The organism is Microseira sp. BLCC-F43, from assembly GCF_041929235.1.
In the GTDB taxonomy this organism is placed as follows: Bacteria; Cyanobacteriota; Cyanobacteriia; order Cyanobacteriales; family Aerosakkonemataceae; genus Microseira.
Genome location: NZ_JBHFNP010000283.1, coordinates 25,273 through 44,480, shown reverse-complemented (window position 1 = coordinate 44,480; position 19,208 = coordinate 25,273). Strand labels below are relative to the sequence as shown.

Sequence of the window (19,208 nt, the reverse complement as noted above, 5' to 3'; positions counted from 1 at the left end):
TGCAAGTAATTGAAATGGCGATCGCTCACCCCCCAGAAACCCGGTTTTTTAGAAAAACCGGGTTTCTTTCATGGCTAAAATTTACTTTTTAGCAGCCACAAATGATGGATTAGACAAAGATTCTGGCATTTCAGCTAACAAATCTCCTTCTAAAATAGAACCATCGGGTGCTTATAAAACAAACCCAGCATCGCGAATCATTTCTAAGTCCATTTTGGCAGCTTGTCCGGCTGTGGTCAGATAATCGCCAATAAAGATAGAATTGGCTGGATAAAGTCCAAGGGGTTGGAGCGATCGCAGATGCACTTCCCTTCCCCCCGCTATCCGGATTTCTTGAGATGGCAGTATAAACCGGAATAAACAAAGAATCCGCAAGCATTGACGCGGATTTAGTTTTTCCAACGCTTCAAATGGCGTACCGGGAATCGGAATTAAAAAGTTAATCGGCACGCTGGTGACTTCTAATTTGCGTAACGATAAGGCTAAATCAATTACATCATCGTCGGATTCGCCCATGCCGAGAATTCCGCCAGAACAGGTGGTGATTCCGGCAGCTTTTACATTTTGGACTGTTTGAGTGCGATCGCTAAAATTATGCGTGGTACAAATTTCCCCATGATAATCTTCGGAAGTATTCAGGTTGTGATTAACCCGATCGACTCCTGCTGCTGCTAATCTTTGCGTTTGTTCTTCACTCAATAAACCCAAACAAGCGCAAATTTTTAGGTCGTAATTGGCTTTAATTTCTTGTACCGCTTCTAAAACCCTGCCAAAAACCTTCTCTCCCGGCGATCGCCCGGAAATAACCATGCAGAATGTGCCTGCTTTTAATTGTGCAGCACGTCCGGCGGCTTCCAGAATAGTTTCTTTTGCTAGCAGCGGGTATTTCTCAATCTCTGCTGTCGAAATTTTAGACTGAGAGCAGTAATGACAATCTTCCGGACACAAACCGCTCTGTGCGTTGAGTAAAAAGTGTAACCGGACTTTATTTCCCCAATAATGACGGCGCACTCGGTACGCCGCCGCTAATTGCTCCAAAATTACTTCATCAGGGGCGCGAAGGACTGCAAGTGCTTCATCGCGAGTAATTAACTTGCCAGCGAGGGAACATTCGGCTAGTTTATTCCAATTGGGAAGATGGGTCATGGTTATTGAAACTAATTTTGTTGCGGACAATTGGGTAGAATTTATATCTTGCATCCAAAGTGTGTGGGGCGGGCAAGATGCCCACCCCACAAAGCTAAAAAAATTATTGTGGGGTAGGCATCTTGCCTGCTGCCTCCCCACCCCACAAAGCTAAAACAATTCTTGTGGGGTAGGCGTCCCGCCTGCCCCTCAATAGATCCTTAAGCCGCAGTCCTTGCGCCGATCGCCTTTTGGTAAGCCGGACGCTCGGTCATGCGCTTAATATAATCCAAAACAGCCGGATAAGCGCTCAAATCCAACTTCAGCATCATCGGGATGTAAGCTAAAATCGACCCAACCGCCACATCGGCGACGCTGAATTCTTCGCCCAGCAGGAATGGTTGCTTTTCAAAGATTTCATTCAACGGAGTCAGCAGGCGGGGTGTTTCGCGATCGCGACTCGCTTCCACAAAAATCCCCGGTCCTAATGTCGCATTCCCAAACAGCACCCATTGGGCAATTTCGGCTTGCTTCTCTAACGAGTCCGATATTTTACCATACTTTTGCGCCAAATACAACAAAATGGCTCCGGATTCCCAAAGTTTAAAATCCCCATCGACAATAGCGGGGACTTTCCCCATCGGGTTAATTGCGAGAAATTCGGGTTGCCGATGTTCCCCATTTTGCATGTCCAACAGAACAAACTCGTAGGGAACGCCGATTTCTTCTAGATACCACTGCACAATTGAAGCCCGACTGCGGGCACCGCCGTAAAGTTTTAGCATGTTTAACTTGGGTAATTGGTAATTGGTAATTGGTAATTGGGCAGAGGGGCAAAAGGGGTAGGGGGGCAGGGGGGCAGAGAGTCAGAGGGGCAAAAGCGGATTTTGAATCTATATTCTCCCCATCTCCCCATCTCCCCATCTCCCCATCTCCCCATCTCCCCATCTCCCCATCTCCCCATCTCCCCCCTGCTCACCTGCCTATAATACTTTGTGGGTGTACTCGTGCTGTTTGACGTTGTCCTCAGTGCGGACGATGCGCTGCGAGTTTAGCACCCGCTTGCGGTCTACCGAGTAGTTGAAGTCATTTTTTATGCTTCCTGGGGGAATAATATTTTTGGCAGCGGGTTTGCGCTTGTAGGTGCGGACAGTGGCGATCGCTCGTTCCACAAACTCCGCCCCAAACTGCGCCGCAGCGGGAAACTCTGCTGGAACAAGCAGTCTATCGTCCGCTAAAACCGCTCCCAAGGTTGTCCCCACAGCCATCTGATAGGAAGTTGGGATTCCCTTAACAATTGCTTCCAAAGCTGCTGAGGGAATCGGTTCTACAATGGGAACCTGATGTACTTCGCCGTCTTCTTTAATAAAACAGGTCGCCAAACCAACAACCAGGTAGTCATCTGCGGATACATCTGGGGCATTGGTATAGGATGTTGCCGTTGTCATGGGAATCTTTTTAAGTGTTTAACGGATGGATACAGATAGTGTCTATCCGTTGGATTTTACCTCTGTTTTGGGTGCATCATCGATGGTTTAATACAGCCAACAACGTTTGCATTTGCTAGGAAAGATTACCTATTGACCAGAAAATTTGGCTTTGTTTCCGAAATCTCGAACTACGGGACTGTAGTTTGTATTGGGTTGAACAAAACCGATTGCGATCGCTTGCATCATCTGTCTTTTAACAGATTCTCTGCCAAACAGAGGTTTCTACCCCAAGACACATCAGCAAGTGACACATTGGCAGAGCAATAAAGCTCTGAAAATTCATAAATTAATGTAACAAACCACCGCAAAAAAAAGGATCGCATGAACGCTCGCTTTTCTCTCAACAATCAAGACAGTGGGATACACCAGGGTCGCTTGACTGTTCCTCTAGCAGCAGCGGCGTCTCATTATAGCCAGCGGGAGCTTAAAGATTGTCAATGCTTTCATCCTGAAACATTTATTTCGGCATCTAACCAAAGAGAGATTTCATCACAGACTCGATTAGAAAAAGACAACCGCTTGCGTCAGGTTGCCCTTGAGAAAGCACAACAAGGGGAATATAGCAAGACAATTGAGATTCTAACTCAGTTGATCGATCGCAATGCAGGGAATGCAAACGACTACAACAATCGCGGTTTAGCATATTTCCAGAGCGGTCAACTCGAATTGGCGATCGCTGATTATAACCAAGCTATCCAACTCAATCCCCATCTGGCGGGTGCTTATAACAATAGGGCGAATTACTATGCTTCCCAAGGAAGGTTAGAAGAAGCGATCGCCGACTACGACAAAACCATTGACCTCAATCCCGTCCATGTCCGCGCCTGGATCAACCAAGGAATTACATTTCGCGACATGGGAGAATACGAACAGGCAATTGATAATTTTGAGTTTGCCCTGCGCTTGGGGTGGCTAAAAGGTCACGTCTATGCCGAACGCGGTCGGACTTACCACCTGCTGGGGGATTGGAACTGCGCGATCGCCGATTACCAACGCGCCCTAGAACACTTATCTCAATCGAACCCATCAAGCGCTAGCGCAGCAACACGCCTGCGCCAGCAAGTAGAAAATTGGTTGAACGAGCTACTGAGTCCGTTTCAATCTTGAGGTCCGGTGAGATTATCTTCGGCATCTCGATTCTTTTCCATCAAAATAATCTGACGCCGCTCCGGATCGACGCGGTGGCTATTGTCTTGCATCACACTTTTCGATTGTTGCGGATCGAACGCGCGTTTGAATTCGTTTTGCAAGCCATTTACACGCGCTTGCGTTTGCTTGACTTCCTCGCGAATTTCCCGCAACTTGGTTTGAGTAGAGAAGTGATAAGGCAACAATTGCACTAGAGCAGCCACAGCAGCGATAGAGAGGGTGACGTTGACCGCTAACTTGGCAAATGTTTCTAGAGCGATCGCCCTATAAGACTGACTGCGCCGCTGGTTTTGAACTCGGCGAGTACGGCGGCGAGGTTCTGGTGCTGGGAGGGGGCGTCTTGACGATTGAGTTGCGTTCATTGTCCGGTAGTCGTAAAGTACAACCTTTGGGGTAAATGCCCAATAATAGCCACTTACGCGCTTTGCTTTGGCTTGGGATTGTGACGAAACATTGCGCGAACGAACTACACTCTCCCCGCCGCAAGCAAGCTAGCAGCGTCAACATCCTAACAGTTGAACGGTACTTCTGCCAGATAGTACATCCCCACACAGAACGCTCTCCCACGCTGCACAGAGAGAGGGAGAGGGATAGGGAGAGACAAGGGAGACAAGGAAGACAAGGGGACAAGGGGATGTTCCTTCTCGACCCGTCTCCCCCTCTCCCATTCGACCCGTCTCCCCCCATGCCCTCAAGAGGGGTTATTTATAAAGTTCGGTTGACAAGCGGAAGGCGAGGATAGCGGGAATCAAGGCTACAACCAGCGCCACGTAAACTTGGGTATCGCTTATAGACATAGTGGGATAACTCCTGATTAATGGGTTAATCGTTCACCAATTTCAACCAAATAGGCGCTCATGTGGAATATTTTGTTACAACTTGCAACAATAGTAGGGCGATCCCCACTCGCTTAGGTAGGATCTTTGGGATTAAGCTTAGGTAAAATAGCTGGGTCTGCCCAAATTGAAACCCCGCTGGTGGCTGTTGATTTACAACTCTGGTAAGAAAAATCGTTAATGCTCGACCAAATACTAAACTCTCCATTTAATCAAGGACTTGAGGCGCTGCTGCTGTTGCCGGTTCTGATTGCTTTAGAAGCGGTACTATCGGCGGATAACGCGATCGCTCTCGCTGCAATCGCCCAAGGACTAGAAGACAAGAAACTTGAACGTCAGGCACTCAACCTCGGCTTGTTAGTCGCCTATGTGCTGCGAATGCTGCTAATTTTAACCGCCACCTGGGTGACTAAATACTGGCAGTTCGAGGTATTGGGTGCGGCTTACCTGCTGTGGCTCGTGTTCCAGTATTTTACGTCCGATGAGGACAAAGAACACCACCACCACGGCCCTCGCTTTACCAACCTCTGGCAAGCCATCCCCACGATCGCGCTTACCGATTTAGCATTTTCCCTCGATAGCGTCACGACTGCGATCGCTGTTTCCAAACAAACTTGGCTGGTACTTTTGGGAGGCACTATCGGCGTGATTACCCTGCGGTTTATGGCAGGTTTATTCATCCGCTGGTTGGGTGAGTACGTTCATCTCGAAGATGCTGGATATTGTACCGTAGCCCTGGTGGGCGTGCGATTGATGGTGCGAGCCATTAACCCAGATTTAGTGCCGCCAGAGTGGTTAATGGTGAGTGCGATCGCTTTACTATTCCTCTGGGGCTTCTCCAAACGCACCGCCCCCGATACCGCAACCGAAGTCGAAGTACAAGAAGTACAAATTGATACCCGCGAGCAAGTGGAAAAACGGTAAGCCCAAATCCGACACCCTTAAGGGTGTCGCTATACAAACTAAGGCTGCCAGAGCAGCCTGTAAAAATTTTAGCCCGCGCAGGCGTCTCGCATATTTGCTTAAAAACCCGGTTTCTCAAACAATACCTGCGCCAAAATCCCACCCTCTTGGGTGGGATTTTGGGTCAAAAGCTTCTGTAGATGGCTGGTGCAAAATAGTTTGACCGCTGAGGCGGGATGGAAATGAGCTGCTGGTGTGGGTGTTTAAAATTGTTTCAATCCTGGCACAAAAAGCGAAATCCCAGCGGCAAAACAATTATCTTGGCGGCAATGCTGCCATCCGACTCACTCGGTGCGATCGCTTGCTTGTAACTAGCAACTTGAGCTAATTATTATTCACCCCACTGATCGGGTAAACCTGTGGGAAGTAGCATCAATGACGGGGTAGGGTCACGGCATCAATAAGTTTCGTCGCTAACCCGAAATTATTTAATGCCGTGCCCCTACAATCTTGGTCGGTGTTATGGCGATCGCACCTGACCCATCTCCCCAAAAGCTTACGCACCTTACCGCCATTCAAGAAACAGGCGATCGCTCACGCTAGAAACCCGGTTTCTGGCCTCTTTTTACGTAAGTTCTGCTGTACTCTGCTTGGGGAAACTCTGGTAGAGCAAGTTGCGACGATGAGTAACACAATCCCCGTGTATGCGCTCAAGGGGAAGTGGCAATTGAATTGCCTACTCCCCTTTTACTCAGCTAATTCCTATCACCTCACTTAAGCTAGAATTGCCAAGTGTGTGCATCGATTTCCCACTAGCTGAACACATGGCACATTCACAATCCACGGGTCTCAGTGGCAAGGGTGAATTATAAGGGGACGCAGCAGTGGCAGTTAATCCGGTAGTAGCTTGGTCGGGAGCAACTGAGTTAATCGCTGGAGCAGATGTTAATTCCCAACCAGTAGAAGCATTGTAGGTGTAATAGTTACCGGCAACTAAGAATTTCATGGAACCGCTAGATCCGTAGTAGTTTTGAATCGATAGCGAACCATTTGACCCCAAACCTATGTTTAAATTCGTGCCGCTGACTGTAGGTGTTAAGTTAGAGAGGCTTTCGCCAGACAATTCCAAAACATCTGAAGAACTGGTGGATTCAAAGATATCGTTTCCAGTGAAAGTGCCAAAACTATAGCCCAAGAATTGATTGGCAGCACTATTAGCAATGATCCGATCGTTCCCTCCAGAGTTGATCAAGTTTTCAATTACTGTGTTGTAGGCAAGTGTAGTGCCAAAGCTAGAAGTGGTGTATGTGCCTCCCGTAGACCTATCGGTATAGGTTAAGCCGTTGTAAGCTGCTTGTGTTGTGAGAATACCCCCTTGATTCATGTCAAAGTAGTAGCTTGTTGCAGCTGCTAAACCCGAAAAATCTAAAGTGTCGATGCCGCCACTGTCCCACAGAGATTGCTTGATTTGGCTGGTACTACCCTTAAACTCACCGCCGACGGTGTACCCATGAACGGTGCTGAAGGAGTAGGTTGTGTTTGCGGCATTATTACTTTTGGCTCCATAAATGTATTGCAATGCTTGAATGTCATAAGCCATTGGTGTTATTGCCTTAGAGCCATTGAAGTTATACGACATTACCGTATTGGTAGTGTTGTCTTGTGCAGGTGACAAGAATGGTCCTTCCCCAGTCCCTGAACCGTTATAGTTACCTGGGTGTTTGAGTCCTAAAGCATGGAAGGTTTCATGAATCAGCGCCATGTAACCATGATTACCAGGGGTTCCGGAAAAACGGTTCACAGAGTCACTCTCGTAGTTTGGGTTCAAATGTACGTCACCAGAGAGTTTGTCAGTATTCGAGTAGGGATAGTAGGCGTAGGCGTAGCTTGGGCCATCAGAGAACATATAACGGATCACACCATAGTTGGTGGCTGTATCCGCAACTTCAACAAAACGAACGTTAATCAGTGACTCAAGGGATGAAAGAATTGAACGGACATTGCTCTTAATCCCCTCGCTGACAGGAGAAACAATTTCGCTGCCGTAGTAAGAAGTGGCACCTGCGCTGCTGAGGAAGCTATAGCTAATGGTGCCTCCATTGGAACTGGTGTTCCAATATGCGAAATTGGGGTTCGATAAGGCATTGATTAACGAGTTGGATGAAGCAGTGCCGGTTGCAACAATCGGATCGGTAACAGTAGCAGCGTCATTGTCCCCAATATTCACCGTCGCCCCATTGGCGCTGCCGATAGTGTAAGCGGCATTCGTCAATAAAGTGACAATCGCCGTCTCATTACCTTCGACCAAACTGTCATCGATGACGTTAATGGGAAGCGTGACTGAAGTCGCCCCCACTGGAATCACCACGCTACCCGTGAGGCTACTATAGTCGCTGCCATTGGTAGCAGTACCGCCGACACTGTAGTTGACCGTCAGTGCTGTTGCGGTGCTACCAGTGCGGGTGATGGTAAATTGACCGGGATTAGGAGTTTGACCAGTTAAGGTTTCTGCGGCAGATGTGTCTGTGGCGCTGATGGTGATGGTGGGAAGTGCAACATCATTATCTGCGATCGCTACCGTCGCACTGTTGGCAGTCCCTAAAGTGTAGGCACTGTTCGATGCTAAAGTGACGACAGCTGTGCTATACAAAACTTGGCTAAACTTATCTTGTGCTTCACCATTCAACTAGAAGTAATTTCTAGAGGGTCTGCTTCCTGCTTCCACCAAGGGAGTCGGATCCTTCTTGTCCACAGGCGTAAATTCGGATGTAGCCCACCCTATTTTAAGATGAGTAACTGTTTTTTGAAGCTTTTAGCCATTGTTCAACCATTATTTTGCACCAATTTAGCGAATCGTAGTATCCCGTTCGACCTTTTTACAGGCTGGTTAGTTTTGCAGCGGCTGTGGTTTACAAACCAAACAATTTTAAGCCTTGGTTTTCGGCCTTCTCAGAAACATAGCAGAAAATTACAACCGAGTCAACACTATCGCGATAAGTAAAAACTATGAGTAACTTTAGCAAAGTATTTTGCTATTTAGTCAAGCTCTCGTTGCCTTCTACCTGAGTGTCATCGATGACATTAATAGGTAAAGTAACCGAGGTAGCACCCACAGGAATAACGACGCTACCCGTGAGGCTACTATAGTCGCTGCCATTGGTAGCAGTACCGCCGACACTGTAGTTGACCGTTAATGCGGTGGTGGTACTACCAGTGCGGGTAATGGTAAATTGACCGGGATTAGGGGTTTGACTTGTTAAGGTTTCTGCGGCGCTGGCGTCTGTGGCGCTAATAGTGACAGTGGGTGGGGATACCACAGGGTTAGCCGTCAAGCTGAGATTGTAATTAGTATTTACCCCACTGATTGGGTAAACCAGTGCGAAATAAGTACCGGCATTGAGGGTACGGCTAATCGCGTCTGGAGTTGTACCGACGTTTTGGGAACGTTGCAACACATCGTTACCATTGATGATGCCGTTGTTGTTGACATCCTGAATTAACTGCACATCCGCATTGCCACTCAACCCGTTGAGGGTGAGGCTGAAATTGCTGTTGCTGTTGAGGGTGAAGCGGTAGAAGTCGTTGGTGTCTGCTGTACCTACAAAGTCGCTGAAAGTTTGAGTGCCGCTGAGAGTGCCAATGTTGCGGGCACTACCCAGGGTGTTGTCCATTTCTATCCCAATGGCTTTTCCATCTAACGTTATAGTTGCTGTATCATCTTCAGCCTTTAAAGCCAGAAGTTCACCCTCGCTTAACTGCTTGCCTTGAATGGTTGCAGCAAAAATTTCTCCTTCATCTCCCGCTGCATCCAAAACATTGATTTTCGAGTCTATATAATGCCCAATCTCTTCGAGAAGCACGCTGGTAATTGCTCCTGGATTACCAGCATTTTGAGCAATGAATTCCTGGGATAAATAAATCGTGTTGGTCACGCTAGCAAAAGCGCCATTCGCCCCATTCAAGGTGGCAGATGGCAGAATCTCAATCCCTGGCAGGTTACTAAAATTGCCCCCGGTAAATTCTTGAACTAACTCACTAGCTACTTCGGCATTCCAATTATTGCCAAAAGCTAGATTCATCTTGGCGTTGAAATCTGGAGCGGTTGCAAATCCTTTCAGATAACCAGGCGCCGATTGCAGCGCTTTCTCTACAATGTCCTTCGATAAAACCTCGCCAGTTAGCGGCTCTACCGATGATTTATCTGCCGCAGTGTTGCTGTTGTAATTGCCTGAATTTAAAGCTTGATCGCTTTGATATCCTAGCGACAAATGAGATATCAAAAGATTATCATCACCGCTGCATGTGAAATTTTTTATGTCTATTTTTTGACTAAATGCACTATTTTTGATCGGGTAGGTTAGCATTTCAATGCTTGATTCTAAATTCAATCCGGAATTAGTGAAAGACTGCTTGAAAGATGTACCCCAAATGTTATTTGGCTCTGAGCGTAGCGAATCAAACATTGACTTGTCCATAAAATTCTTAATAAATAACATAACCAGGAGTTTGATAATTTTATCAATACAAAATAAAAGATTTTACGAATTATTTAATTTGCGGGGCAATTAAGTATTAATACGGTGAATAAAAATTACGTGTTTATCAGGATAAATTAGCAGCGATGATGATTTTGAAGGGGAGCGATCGCCTGCAACCCCCGTATTCCCCACAAGCAACTTTTCACTCAACTAACCCCAAAGTTGCCTTAATTCCGGTAATAACCGCAATTCCAGAACTAACTATATGAAAAACTATCCGGTACACCGAGAAAGTACGGATAAAATAGACCGATAAATTACGCAAAAACTCAAAAACCGAGTGGCAAGTAGGCGCCCAAGCGCCTACTACGAACGGCCTAAAAGAAACCCGGTTTTTTGAAAAAACCGGGTTTCTGGAGCAAGGCGTGGGTGTGATGAACTACTAAATTGAAAAATGCGGATGGCAAATTGAAAGTTGTTTAATCTGCTGCTTCAATTTGCCATCTGAAATCTCAAATTTGAAATTACAATCTCACTTGCTGCAAATTGCTGCGGGGATTAAAACTACGGGATGAGCGAATTTTTTCATAATATTCTCGCTCGACGGCACTAATTTCTTTCGGTGCCACAATAGTAATTTTCACCATTTGGTCGCCGCGCCCACTTTTAGGATTAGGCCAACCTTTACCGCGCAATCGGAGAGATTGTCCAGAACGAATTCCAGGGGGAACGTTTACCGTCACGTTGCCATCGGGAGTGGGTACTTCTATTTTGGCTCCCAATACCGCTTCATCTGGAGCAATTGGCACTTCGCAAACCAAATTATCTCCCTCAAATTGGAAGAATGGGTGCGGTTGCAGTTCAATATTCAGGTACAAATCCCCCCGTTGTTGGTTGTAGGGACTCACCGCACCTTTGCCTTTGACGCGGATGCGGCTACCTTTCTTCGCGCCAGGGGGAATGCGGACGTTAATCTCTTCTGTACCGAGGTTTAAACGCTTCTGGACGCCGTGAAAAGCTTCCGATAGGGAGAGGGTAAGGGTTGCTTCTCGATCGGCGGTTGAGCCTGCGCTAGCGCTAGTGGTGTTATATCCATCAAAGCCGCTAAAGTTGTCAAAGCCGGTGGAGCGACCTGTAGACGTGCGGTAGGAGTAACTCCGACTCCCAGAGCGTCCAGTTCCAGTTTGAGCGCCGGTGCTGCCCATGCGACCGAGCAATTCGTTGATAAACTCATCGAAATTGGAGTATTGACTGAAGTCGAAGCCGCTAAAATCAACGTTAGTGCCAGCAGCGCCACTACCGGGCCATGTTTGACCGGCTTGTTTCCAATATTGCCCGAATTGGTCGTATTTTTTGCGTTTTTCTGCGTCTGACAGCACTTCGTACGCTTCGTTAATTTCTTTGAAGCGGGTTTCGGCTTCTTTGTTGCCCGGGTTCATGTCGGGGTGGTATTTTCGTGCTAGTCGGCGGTAGGCTTTTTTAATTTCGTCGGCACTAGCAGTTTTGTTCACCCCCAGAACGGCATAATAGTCTTTAAAATCAGTTGCAGCCATCCACCAATCTCCTCTCGATTAAAGATTTTAATTTATTGGTTTTCTCTATTTTGGTGCTTGTTTTTTATAGTTAGTTAGGTTCAATGCTAGAATTAGGACAATACCTAATTAATGGGCATTATTATCTTTAATTGTGCCTTTTAGAATATCAAAGGTGCAAGTTCGGTCGGGTACGGTTCTTTCTCACTTGCGCGAGGGCACTAACCGTACTACACCCACCCGGATAGTAGCGGATCAGACAATCGAGTCCATCTGCCAAAGATGGTGGCTCTTGCCGCAATTGGCGGTGCATCCGCAATATAACATCATCGGGGACAATTCGCCGCCTGCGGCGATTGCGGAAGAGACACAGCCAAACGGGGGTATCTAACCACAAGCCGGTAATATGGGTGAAGCCTGTATCGCGGGCGAGGGCGATTGCTTCTCGCCGATGTTGTAGCACAGCATTCGTAGCATCAAAAATTGCTGACCTTGCAGAGTTTTGGCAAATTGCACCAACTGCTTGGTGCAATTGTCGCTGTAATTCCTGTGCAATTAAAACCCAAGATCCTTGGATTGCTTCATCGCCAAACAGTTGACCACGGATGGCATCGGTAGAAATTAGTAGATGTCCCTGAGAAGCTGCAACGATTTGTTGCGCCAGAGAAGATTTACCGCTTCCAGGAAGTCCGATGAGGAGAACGAGTTTGGGCATAAAAATTTTAGATTTTAGATTTGAGATTTTAGATTTTAAATCTCCAATCTCAAATCTCAAATCTGAAATTAAATGATCGTTCCATCAGGAATTACAGCACCCTTCAACACGACAACAATGCCGTTGCGGATGTAGAATCCTTCACTTTCGCGATTGGCTTCTTCGACGCGGTCTTTATTAATAATTTGCACGTCGCAGCCAATGCAAGCATTTTTGTCGATAATCGCGCGGCGAATCGTCGAGTTGGAGCCGATCCCCACCGGAACTTTATTATCTGGACAGGCGGATCCCCCTTCGGCGTATGATTCGTAGAAATCTGCTCCCATTAGCAGGGAACTATCGATCAAGCTGCCGGATTCGACGAGCGAGCGCACTCCCAAAACCGAATTTTCAATCCGGCATTCTTTCAAGATGCACCCTTCACTAATCAGCGATTCCGTTACCCGGCAATCCAACACTTTCGACGGCGGCAAGTAACGGGATCGAGTATAAATCGGCGCTTGTTCGTCGTAGAAACTAAACGGCGGATGCGGTTGTCGCGTCAGCGCCAAATTGGCTTCGTAGAACGATTCAATGGTTCCGATATCTTCCCAGTAGCTATCAAATAAGTACGCTTGGACGTTATAGTCCTTCGATGCAGCTGGGATAATTTCTTTACCAAAATCAGTGCGTTCTTGCGCTTCTTTCAGCAGGGTTAACAATGCTTCTTTTTTGAAGACATAAATCCCCATTGAAGCAATGTAAGGCATTTTCTCTGCTTCTTCGCGACTCAACCCCAAGGTTGTAGTATCGACCTGCATCTGCTTCAAGGCGTCGCCTTTGGGTTTTTCGCTGAATTGAACCACCCTGCCAGAAGAGTCGATTTTCATCAAGCCAAAATCCGAGGCGCGTTTCTCATCCATCGGCACCACGGAGATGGTAATATCCGCATTGGTGTCGCGGTGGCGCTGCCAAAACTGGCGATAGTCCATCCGGTAGAGGTGATCCCCGGATAAAATCAGGTATTCATCCACATCCCATTCGTGAAACAGCCACATATATTGGCGTACCGCATCTGCCGTCCCCTGAAACCAGTTGGGGTTTTCGGGGGTCTGCTGTGCGGCGAGTACCTCGACAAACCCCTCGGTGAAACCGGAAAAGTTGTAGGTACGGGCAAGGTGGCGATTGAGGGATGCCGAGTTAAATTGCGTCAGAACGTAGATTTTGAAGATCTCTGAGTTAATGCAGTTACTGACGGGGATATCGATCAGGCGATATTTCCCTGCCAGCGGGACTGCTGGTTTTGCGCGTAGCTTGGTGAGGGGGTAAAGGCGAGTACCCGCGCCCCCTCCCAGGATAATAGCCAGAACTTTTTTCACAACAAACCTCTCGAGATGCCGATCGTTCCCAAGTACAGTGTCTGATTGTCGGGGATCGATTGCAAGAGGGGAAATGAAGAAATTGACTAATGATTTGCGGCTGTGCTTTTATATCTAATGGCGGAGTCTAGGGTCTCCCCTGGCGAGTGACGACTCTGGCGCGCGTCGCGCTCTTGACTGGCACAGAGCGAAGATTTTAGTCGTTTTTAGCCAGAATCAAATTGAGTACGTTCAACTCGTTGGAAGTTAGCAGATACTTATCGGTAAAAATCTTCGCTCTTAATTCTTCTAAACTGTAGCTCCTAAACACAACAAACGGGAAATCTTGATATTTGTGACCAATCGGCAAAATATTGCCTACAGGGTACAGAGAGCGAATATAAACTTCCAGAATATTCCGGAAGCTTTCGCCTTCGGGTTCTTCAGGATCCCTGGCAAAATAATCGCTGATGATTTCACCGCTAGTGAATGTAAATAAGGGCAAGGCGTAATAGCGAACCCACTGCTGGCTTTGTTGCTTATATCTCTGGGTTTTTTCGTCGCAATTTCTCAACTTTTTGACTAATTCTATGGCATCTTTAATCGCCGCTTGCCGACTTGGCGGGTAGGTTTTACTGTGGCTGATGATTTGCATTTTCTGCAACAGATCGTCGTTGACAACCCTGCGGATTTGTGCTTGAATTAGCATTTCGTATATTTCTTCTAAATTTTCATCTGCGGGAACTACCAGCAGGCTACCGCTAATATAACTCAGTTGGAGCGCCCCAAAATTTAATAACCCATCTAAACCGTTGTTACCTATCTGTAAAAACTCTTTGGTAAACGATTCGCCCATAGCAAGATAAGAAATTTCCTCGGTTTTCTTATCCTCTGAATTATGCCAAACAAATTTTGAGCTACCCAGCAGTTGTTCTAACCGCTGATATACTTGTTTCAGAAGCGATACGCTTCTATTTCTCTTAGATTCATTCTTCATCTGACTAATCAGGTTAGCCATCTGACTAGAAAAAGTTTCCCCTGCTGCAAAGACGGACTTGCCGCCAATTGGAATCATGATAAAATTGTCTCGACCTATCCGACCATACCCGGAAATCCGGGTCATTATAGAAGTTTTTAAAACCAACAATATATTCACCAAACTCAGAACGCTTTCCTGCAAAGATAGCTGGGGTTCATTTTCATAATAAACCGCTCGATCTCCCTAGTAAAAAACTAGATCTTTTGCTTGATTATCTATCTCATCATTTCCTCGAACTCTATAAATCACCTGAATCAATTACATCAAGTTTTTTTCAATTTTAAATCGAGGGATTTCCACCAAGATATGCTTTGTCTTGGGAAAAGATAACCCCCGACTCCCGGAAGCGGTCATGAAGACAATTTTGACATCGTTTTTATACTGATTTATTAATGACTTTTCTTGTTCGGAAATATTGGCGTGTATTTCCAGGTATTCCTGATATTTCTCAAACTCTCCCCGATGTTTCCTAATCTTTTCAATCAGGTCAGCCAATAGGAGCTTATTGTGAATATAAACTATAATCTGGATCGCATCTGAACGCTGTAAAAGCGTTTCTATATCCTCTAAAATTCCCGATTGTATGGTTTCTACTAATTTGGTATTTTGCTTTAAACGCTCCGCTTCATTAAATTTAGCAGATTCCACAATAACTTTGTAGGTGAGGGATAAACTGCTTGCCGGATAGGAATTAGTATTGATAGCAGTCGCAGACAAACCCTTAAATTTAAATTGCTCTACATAAAGCGGTAAAATAGCCTCAGATGAAGCCAGACGGAAATAAATTTTATTCGGTTCTGGTGAAGGATTGGATAGGTGTTGTGCTATCACATTTTTGTCCACAATTGAAGCATCGGCAACGATAATTTTTGTGTTAAACCCGGATTGCGTATCGGCTAATTTATACTTGGTAAACAACATCTGACTAATGTTATTTAAAAATTCCACCCCGCCATCGTCACGTGTGATTTCATCTATCATGATGAATAAATGTTTGATGCGGCTAGAGATTTCTTTCATTCTGGCGGGGATTACTTTACCTTCTCGTTCGATGTAAGCATTCCTGAAGATTTTTTCAAAATGTTTTGTTTTAATGTATCGCCTGCGTCGGTTTTCTTTAAAGATTGGATGGAAAGGCGACGATGTTATGAGAAACTTGGCGATCGACCAAGGTAAATATAGCTGCGCAAATACTGTTTAAAACGCCTTCTGCGTCCGATATATTGGATTTCATCTTCGCTTATTCGCTTGAGTCTGTCGGGTCTCCAACCGCGTTTTTCGGATAATCTGCTATCGATAAAATGGACGGATTGTTCTGTAAAATTATCCTGACGCTGATTCCATTGATATGCGACTGTGTAGTTGCAAAATTTGCCATTTTATGCGATAAAATACCCATTGGTGTTGATGGCAATTAAGCGGCGATCGCATAACTCTCCCGTCTCTTCGTTTTTGAATTTATAGATAATATCGAGGTAGACTTGTTTTCTCGGAATAACGTAGAAGAATAAAAAACCTTCGTCTATTTTGCTTTTGAGAAATTCCACAATTGCCGGAGTTTTGCCAATCCCAGGATTTCCGGTTAAAAAGATATAATTTGCCTGAGAAACCAATGCCTTTTTAATCAAGTCTGCATCAGCTTGTCTCAAGTTCAAAGTTCCACTTAACCCCAATTGTTGCATTAGTTCAGGGTTGACTTCTGCGACTGAGTACTGTTTTGCCACCATACAGGTGAACTGGGTTGTTAAATTTCAGCTTTAAACCAAAGATAAATTCGATTTCTCCCCGGTTTTCATCTTTCGTTTCTCCTAAGTAACCTTCGATTTTGGGAATAATTGGCAGCATGTCAAACGCTTCGCCACGGGAAAACATATCTCTGTAGTTAACTGATGTTCCAGCGTAGTTTACTAAGTAATCTCCATCGGCTTTTTCGTCATTGTTGATGTACGCATCTATTAATTTGATCCCCCCAAACAAGTCTGCTAAATAAATCGCGGCTTTGGCGTTGGCGTCGCTGGCATTTGTGTTGATGTTGTCTTTGAGGAATTATAAGTAATTTATCTGTGCTTGTTTTTTGAGTTTCCCAAGGATTTCTGTGTCTACAATTCGCCTCAGTAGGTAAAAGTAAGATTTTTTTCTGCTTGTAAGTCATCGAGAATGTAACGCAGATCTTCCCGTTCCTCTTCACTTGCCCCAGCCAACTGAATATCGATATAATTTTCTAAACCCTGGCGCAACTGCGGTTCAAATTCCCTCGGGTTTTTCACAGCGATCGCTAATTTATGACACTTCAATAATTCCCTGCTGTTACCATCGCCACGATGGAAACTTAACCGCTGCTTTTCTTGATATTGCCTAAATGGATAAGTAAAATCTAACTTATTCTCATTGCCTTTAAAAGTTGCTAAATCGACAATTATACTATTGACAAATTCATCGATAGATGCTTGCCATGCTTGGTTCAGTGCTAACTCTAATAACCCCTGCAAGCGCTTTTTTATCTTCTGGATATAACCGGGAAAGCTTTGCTGAAAACCCGGACTAAAATTAACCGCCGCAGCACGAGTGCTGTTAGCAGACGCACCCAGGGGGTTTTCCACCTGTAACCCAGCGACTTGGGTAGCGATCGCGTCAATGTCGATCAGCAATTGTTGGTTATTTTCTCCCAGGCGAAACGGGTTGATCTCTAGAACTTTTGAAATTTTTTCCAGTAAATCACTATAATCTACTAGGACTAGCTCGTTGTTAGCTTGTTCTAAACTGTTGAACAGCGTGGGTTTGGCTGATTTTATTTTTATTCAACCACTAAAGCTAGTTCCAAGGAATCAGAGAATATCCGGAGATCGATATGCCGACCGCACGCTGCGCGAACGCTTTTGCAAGCTAACCCTTCCCGGAATTCTTCTTAGTAGTTTTGCAGATATAATAGCAAACCGGCAGAGATTTTTTCATGTCTCATTTGGGTTCGCTATTCCTGTTTTCCTTGCAACTCTTCCCACAACTCCTGTGTCAAGGTGTTAAGACAAACGATGTAACAAGTTTCTCCCAGGGCATTTTTCCGAATCAAGAACTGATTTTCCTCGTTTTGGAACAAGCTAAAACCCAAACTTGATAAAATTTCAGATCCTATTTGTAACTCCATTTTCAATCTCCTTAGCAAACAAGTTGGATTGTGGCGATCGCACTGCCAATATGAGTTGCACGATCGCTATCAATATCAGTCAACAGGGTTGTTAGTTGCCTTTTTCCTATTAGCTATGAGCGATTAGCCAATTTATCGAGAATCTCTATCAATTTTCCCTGCCTGTCATTAAAAACTAATTTAACCGGGCGTTGTTGCCAGTTTGGCATAAATTTACAAAAACTTACGAAAACGATGGTAAAAGGCGAAATATCAAAGCCTGCTTTTAACTGCTCGACGAATCTCTTCCAAGCGAATTGTTCTGCCTGCTGCCGAACCGGGACAAGTCGTTTGAACGCGATCGCGGTGACCGCAAATCAAGGGTAAATTTTTTACACCAAAGTCTGCGGTTGGAGTCGGTACGGGAGTCACCGGATCCCCGAGTCCATAGCGGCGAAACAGCTTGGCGCACAATGCCACCGCTGACTCAAACTGTGCCTGGGTAATCGGGCGACTGGTATAATTTCCATCAAACGCCATACCTAGCCCATCATTCACCCGATCGTGCGCTCCCCGCTTCAGTTGCGAGCGCGCTTCGTACACCCTACCGCTGGGCATGATGACAAAATGGTAACCAATATCGCTCCAACCCCTTCCGGCTGGCGGCTGCTGCACGTGGAACTGCTGAATTTGGCGCAACCGTTCCACCTCCGCAGATTGACTGGCATTAGTAGGTAAAGTGGGATACTCCGTATGGTGTAAAGTGATGCGCTGAGGTTCTAAGTCTTCCACTGCCGCTGGAGTAATATTGTTAATCCAAGTGCTGCGCGACCAAACTCGAATCGTTTGTCTTTGCACAGATAGTTCAAATTGGGCGCGGTCTGGTTCTGTTCCGATAATTTCAATTAGTCGCTTCCCGGTTTGATTAAATAATACCGGAACCTGCCATTGACCATCTTTGACGCGAGGACGTGCCAGTTCGTACTTTTTGTCTGCTAATAATACCAACTCGGAACCATCCGCGTAGCCAGATGTTTTACCAAATAATATAACAGTTTCTTGAGTTTCGACGACTTTGGGAGTCCTGACAAAACTGAGTGGAACAGGCGGCGGAAGCACTTCAATTGTTAACTCGACACTTTCATCATCAAGTGATAATTTAAGGAGACGATTCCCCGCTTGCTGGAAGGCAAACTCAAACCGCCAAGCGCCATCAGAGTTAACAACACCAGCAGAAGTTGTGAATTGGTTGTCGATTGTGAGGGTGAGGGTTTTGCCTGCATCTTCAAGCGAAGCAGTTCCGGCGATCGCCAACGTCTGTTTAGCCTGAATTGGTTCTTTTGGCGCTTCGGTAATTGTTAGCATTTGTCTATTGTTGAATCGTCCACCGTTTTCCATTTAAAGATAATACTGGCCTTTTTGAAAATGGGTAATACCCCTCACTCACTTTTTTTCTACCGCTTCCACAACGATCTTTTTAAAC

At 45.7% G+C, this 19,208-nt stretch carries 21 protein-coding genes; 4 read left to right on the top strand and 17 right to left on the bottom strand.

The genetic code is table 11. From position 1 onward, the window contains the following. Positions 1-171: 171 nt before the first annotated feature. From bioB to ACE1CM_RS38110, 3 genes are all read right to left on the bottom strand, one after another. Positions 172-1,146: a biotin synthase BioB gene (gene bioB, locus ACE1CM_RS38120; protein WP_374884149.1), complete on the bottom strand. Its 975-nt coding sequence runs from the start codon at positions 1,144-1,146 to the stop codon at positions 172-174. Positions 1,147-1,346: 200 nt separating this feature from the next. Continuing rightward, complete coding sequence (locus ACE1CM_RS38115; protein WP_374884148.1) at positions 1,347-1,910, bottom strand: glutathione S-transferase family protein; 564 nt, start codon at positions 1,908-1,910, stop codon at positions 1,347-1,349. A gap of 198 nt (positions 1,911-2,108) precedes the next feature. Continuing rightward, positions 2,109-2,573, bottom strand: a complete 465-nt coding sequence (locus ACE1CM_RS38110) for a hypothetical protein (protein WP_374884147.1) — start codon at positions 2,571-2,573, stop codon at positions 2,109-2,111. Between the two features lie 363 nt (positions 2,574-2,936). Between ACE1CM_RS38110 and ACE1CM_RS38105 the strand changes: the two genes are divergently transcribed. Further along, a complete protein-coding gene (locus tag ACE1CM_RS38105; RefSeq protein WP_374884146.1) occupies positions 2,937-3,722 on the top strand; it encodes a tetratricopeptide repeat protein in 786 nt (261 codons plus the stop codon). Here ACE1CM_RS38105 and ACE1CM_RS38100 read toward each other — a convergent pair. Together ACE1CM_RS38100 and psaM are read right to left on the bottom strand one after the other, a co-directional pair. Then, the gene (locus ACE1CM_RS38100; protein ID WP_374884145.1) at positions 3,713-4,126 is read right to left on the bottom strand and encodes a hypothetical protein; all 414 of its coding nucleotides are present in this window, start codon (positions 4,124-4,126) and stop codon (positions 3,713-3,715) included. The two genes, ACE1CM_RS38105 and ACE1CM_RS38100, sit on opposite strands and share 10 nt — an antisense overlap. A 339-nt stretch (positions 4,127-4,465) precedes the next feature. Next, the gene (gene psaM / locus ACE1CM_RS38095; protein ID WP_226588577.1) at positions 4,466-4,561 is read right to left on the bottom strand and encodes a photosystem I reaction center subunit XII; all 96 of its coding nucleotides are present in this window, start codon (positions 4,559-4,561) and stop codon (positions 4,466-4,468) included. Positions 4,562-4,780: 219 nt separating this feature from the next. Between psaM and ACE1CM_RS38090 the strand changes: the two genes are divergently transcribed. Together ACE1CM_RS38090 and ACE1CM_RS38085 are read left to right on the top strand one after the other, a co-directional pair. Then, the gene (locus ACE1CM_RS38090; RefSeq protein WP_374884144.1) at positions 4,781-5,524 is read left to right on the top strand and encodes a TerC family protein; all 744 of its coding nucleotides are present in this window, start codon (positions 4,781-4,783) and stop codon (positions 5,522-5,524) included. A gap of 475 nt (positions 5,525-5,999) precedes the next feature. Further along, on the top strand, positions 6,000-6,281 hold the full coding sequence (locus ACE1CM_RS38085) for a hypothetical protein (protein ID WP_374884143.1): 282 nt from the start codon (positions 6,000-6,002) through the stop codon (positions 6,279-6,281). On the opposite strand, the gene ACE1CM_RS38080 is transcribed toward ACE1CM_RS38085, so the two are convergent. Beyond that, complete coding sequence (locus ACE1CM_RS38080) at positions 6,255-8,189, bottom strand: Calx-beta domain-containing protein (RefSeq protein ID WP_374884142.1); 1,935 nt, start codon at positions 8,187-8,189, stop codon at positions 6,255-6,257. The two genes, ACE1CM_RS38085 and ACE1CM_RS38080, sit on opposite strands and share 27 nt — an antisense overlap. A gap of 346 nt (positions 8,190-8,535) precedes the next feature. Further along, positions 8,536-9,966: a Calx-beta domain-containing protein gene (locus ACE1CM_RS38075; RefSeq protein WP_374884141.1), complete on the bottom strand. Its 1,431-nt coding sequence runs from the start codon at positions 9,964-9,966 to the stop codon at positions 8,536-8,538. Between the two features lie 158 nt (positions 9,967-10,124). Between ACE1CM_RS38075 and ACE1CM_RS38070 the strand changes: the two genes are divergently transcribed. Next, positions 10,125-10,250 carry a hypothetical protein gene (locus ACE1CM_RS38070; RefSeq protein ID WP_374884140.1) on the top strand — a complete coding sequence of 42 codons (126 nt, stop codon included), beginning with the start codon at positions 10,125-10,127 and terminating at the stop codon, positions 10,248-10,250. A gap of 255 nt (positions 10,251-10,505) precedes the next feature. Here the strand turns inward: ACE1CM_RS38070 and ACE1CM_RS38065 are convergent, their stop codons facing one another. The 10 genes from ACE1CM_RS38065 to ACE1CM_RS38020 all read right to left on the bottom strand — a co-directional run bounded on the left by ACE1CM_RS38065 (position 10,506) and on the right by ACE1CM_RS38020 (position 19,090). Continuing rightward, a complete protein-coding gene (locus tag ACE1CM_RS38065; protein ID WP_374884139.1) occupies positions 10,506-11,534 on the bottom strand; it encodes a DnaJ C-terminal domain-containing protein in 1,029 nt (342 codons plus the stop codon). 148 nt (positions 11,535-11,682) lie between these two features. Next, entirely contained in the window at positions 11,683-12,228 is a 546-nt protein-coding gene (locus tag ACE1CM_RS38060) for an AAA family ATPase (protein ID WP_374884138.1), read from the bottom strand. Positions 12,229-12,296: 68 nt separating this feature from the next. Beyond that, on the bottom strand, positions 12,297-13,586 hold the full coding sequence (locus ACE1CM_RS38055) for a glucose-1-phosphate adenylyltransferase (RefSeq protein WP_374884137.1): 1,290 nt from the start codon (positions 13,584-13,586) through the stop codon (positions 12,297-12,299). Positions 13,587-13,782: 196 nt separating this feature from the next. Further along, a complete protein-coding gene (locus ACE1CM_RS38050; protein ID WP_374884136.1) occupies positions 13,783-14,688 on the bottom strand; it encodes a hypothetical protein in 906 nt (301 codons plus the stop codon). A 174-nt stretch (positions 14,689-14,862) separates the two neighbouring features. Next, the gene (locus ACE1CM_RS38045) at positions 14,863-15,585 is read right to left on the bottom strand and encodes a hypothetical protein (protein ID WP_374884135.1); all 723 of its coding nucleotides are present in this window, start codon (positions 15,583-15,585) and stop codon (positions 14,863-14,865) included. Between the two features lie 398 nt (positions 15,586-15,983). Next, positions 15,984-16,331, bottom strand: coding sequence for a hypothetical protein (locus ACE1CM_RS38040; protein ID WP_374884134.1), 348 nt, complete (start codon positions 16,329-16,331; stop codon positions 15,984-15,986). Next, entirely contained in the window at positions 16,291-16,581 is a 291-nt protein-coding gene (locus ACE1CM_RS38035; RefSeq protein ID WP_374884133.1) for a hypothetical protein, read from the bottom strand. The genes ACE1CM_RS38040 and ACE1CM_RS38035 overlap by 41 nt, the downstream gene beginning before the upstream one ends. A gap of 134 nt (positions 16,582-16,715) precedes the next feature. Further along, positions 16,716-17,252 (bottom strand): hypothetical protein, encoded by a 537-nt coding sequence (locus ACE1CM_RS38030; RefSeq protein WP_374884132.1) that lies wholly within the window; start codon positions 17,250-17,252, stop codon positions 16,716-16,718. Positions 17,253-17,572: 320 nt separating this feature from the next. Next, positions 17,573-17,746, bottom strand: a complete 174-nt coding sequence (locus tag ACE1CM_RS38025; RefSeq protein WP_374884131.1) for a hypothetical protein — start codon at positions 17,744-17,746, stop codon at positions 17,573-17,575. A 252-nt stretch (positions 17,747-17,998) separates the two neighbouring features. Beyond that, entirely contained in the window at positions 17,999-19,090 is a 1,092-nt protein-coding gene (locus ACE1CM_RS38020) for a peptidoglycan recognition family protein (RefSeq protein WP_374884130.1), read from the bottom strand. Between the last annotated feature and the right edge of the window lie 118 nt (positions 19,091-19,208).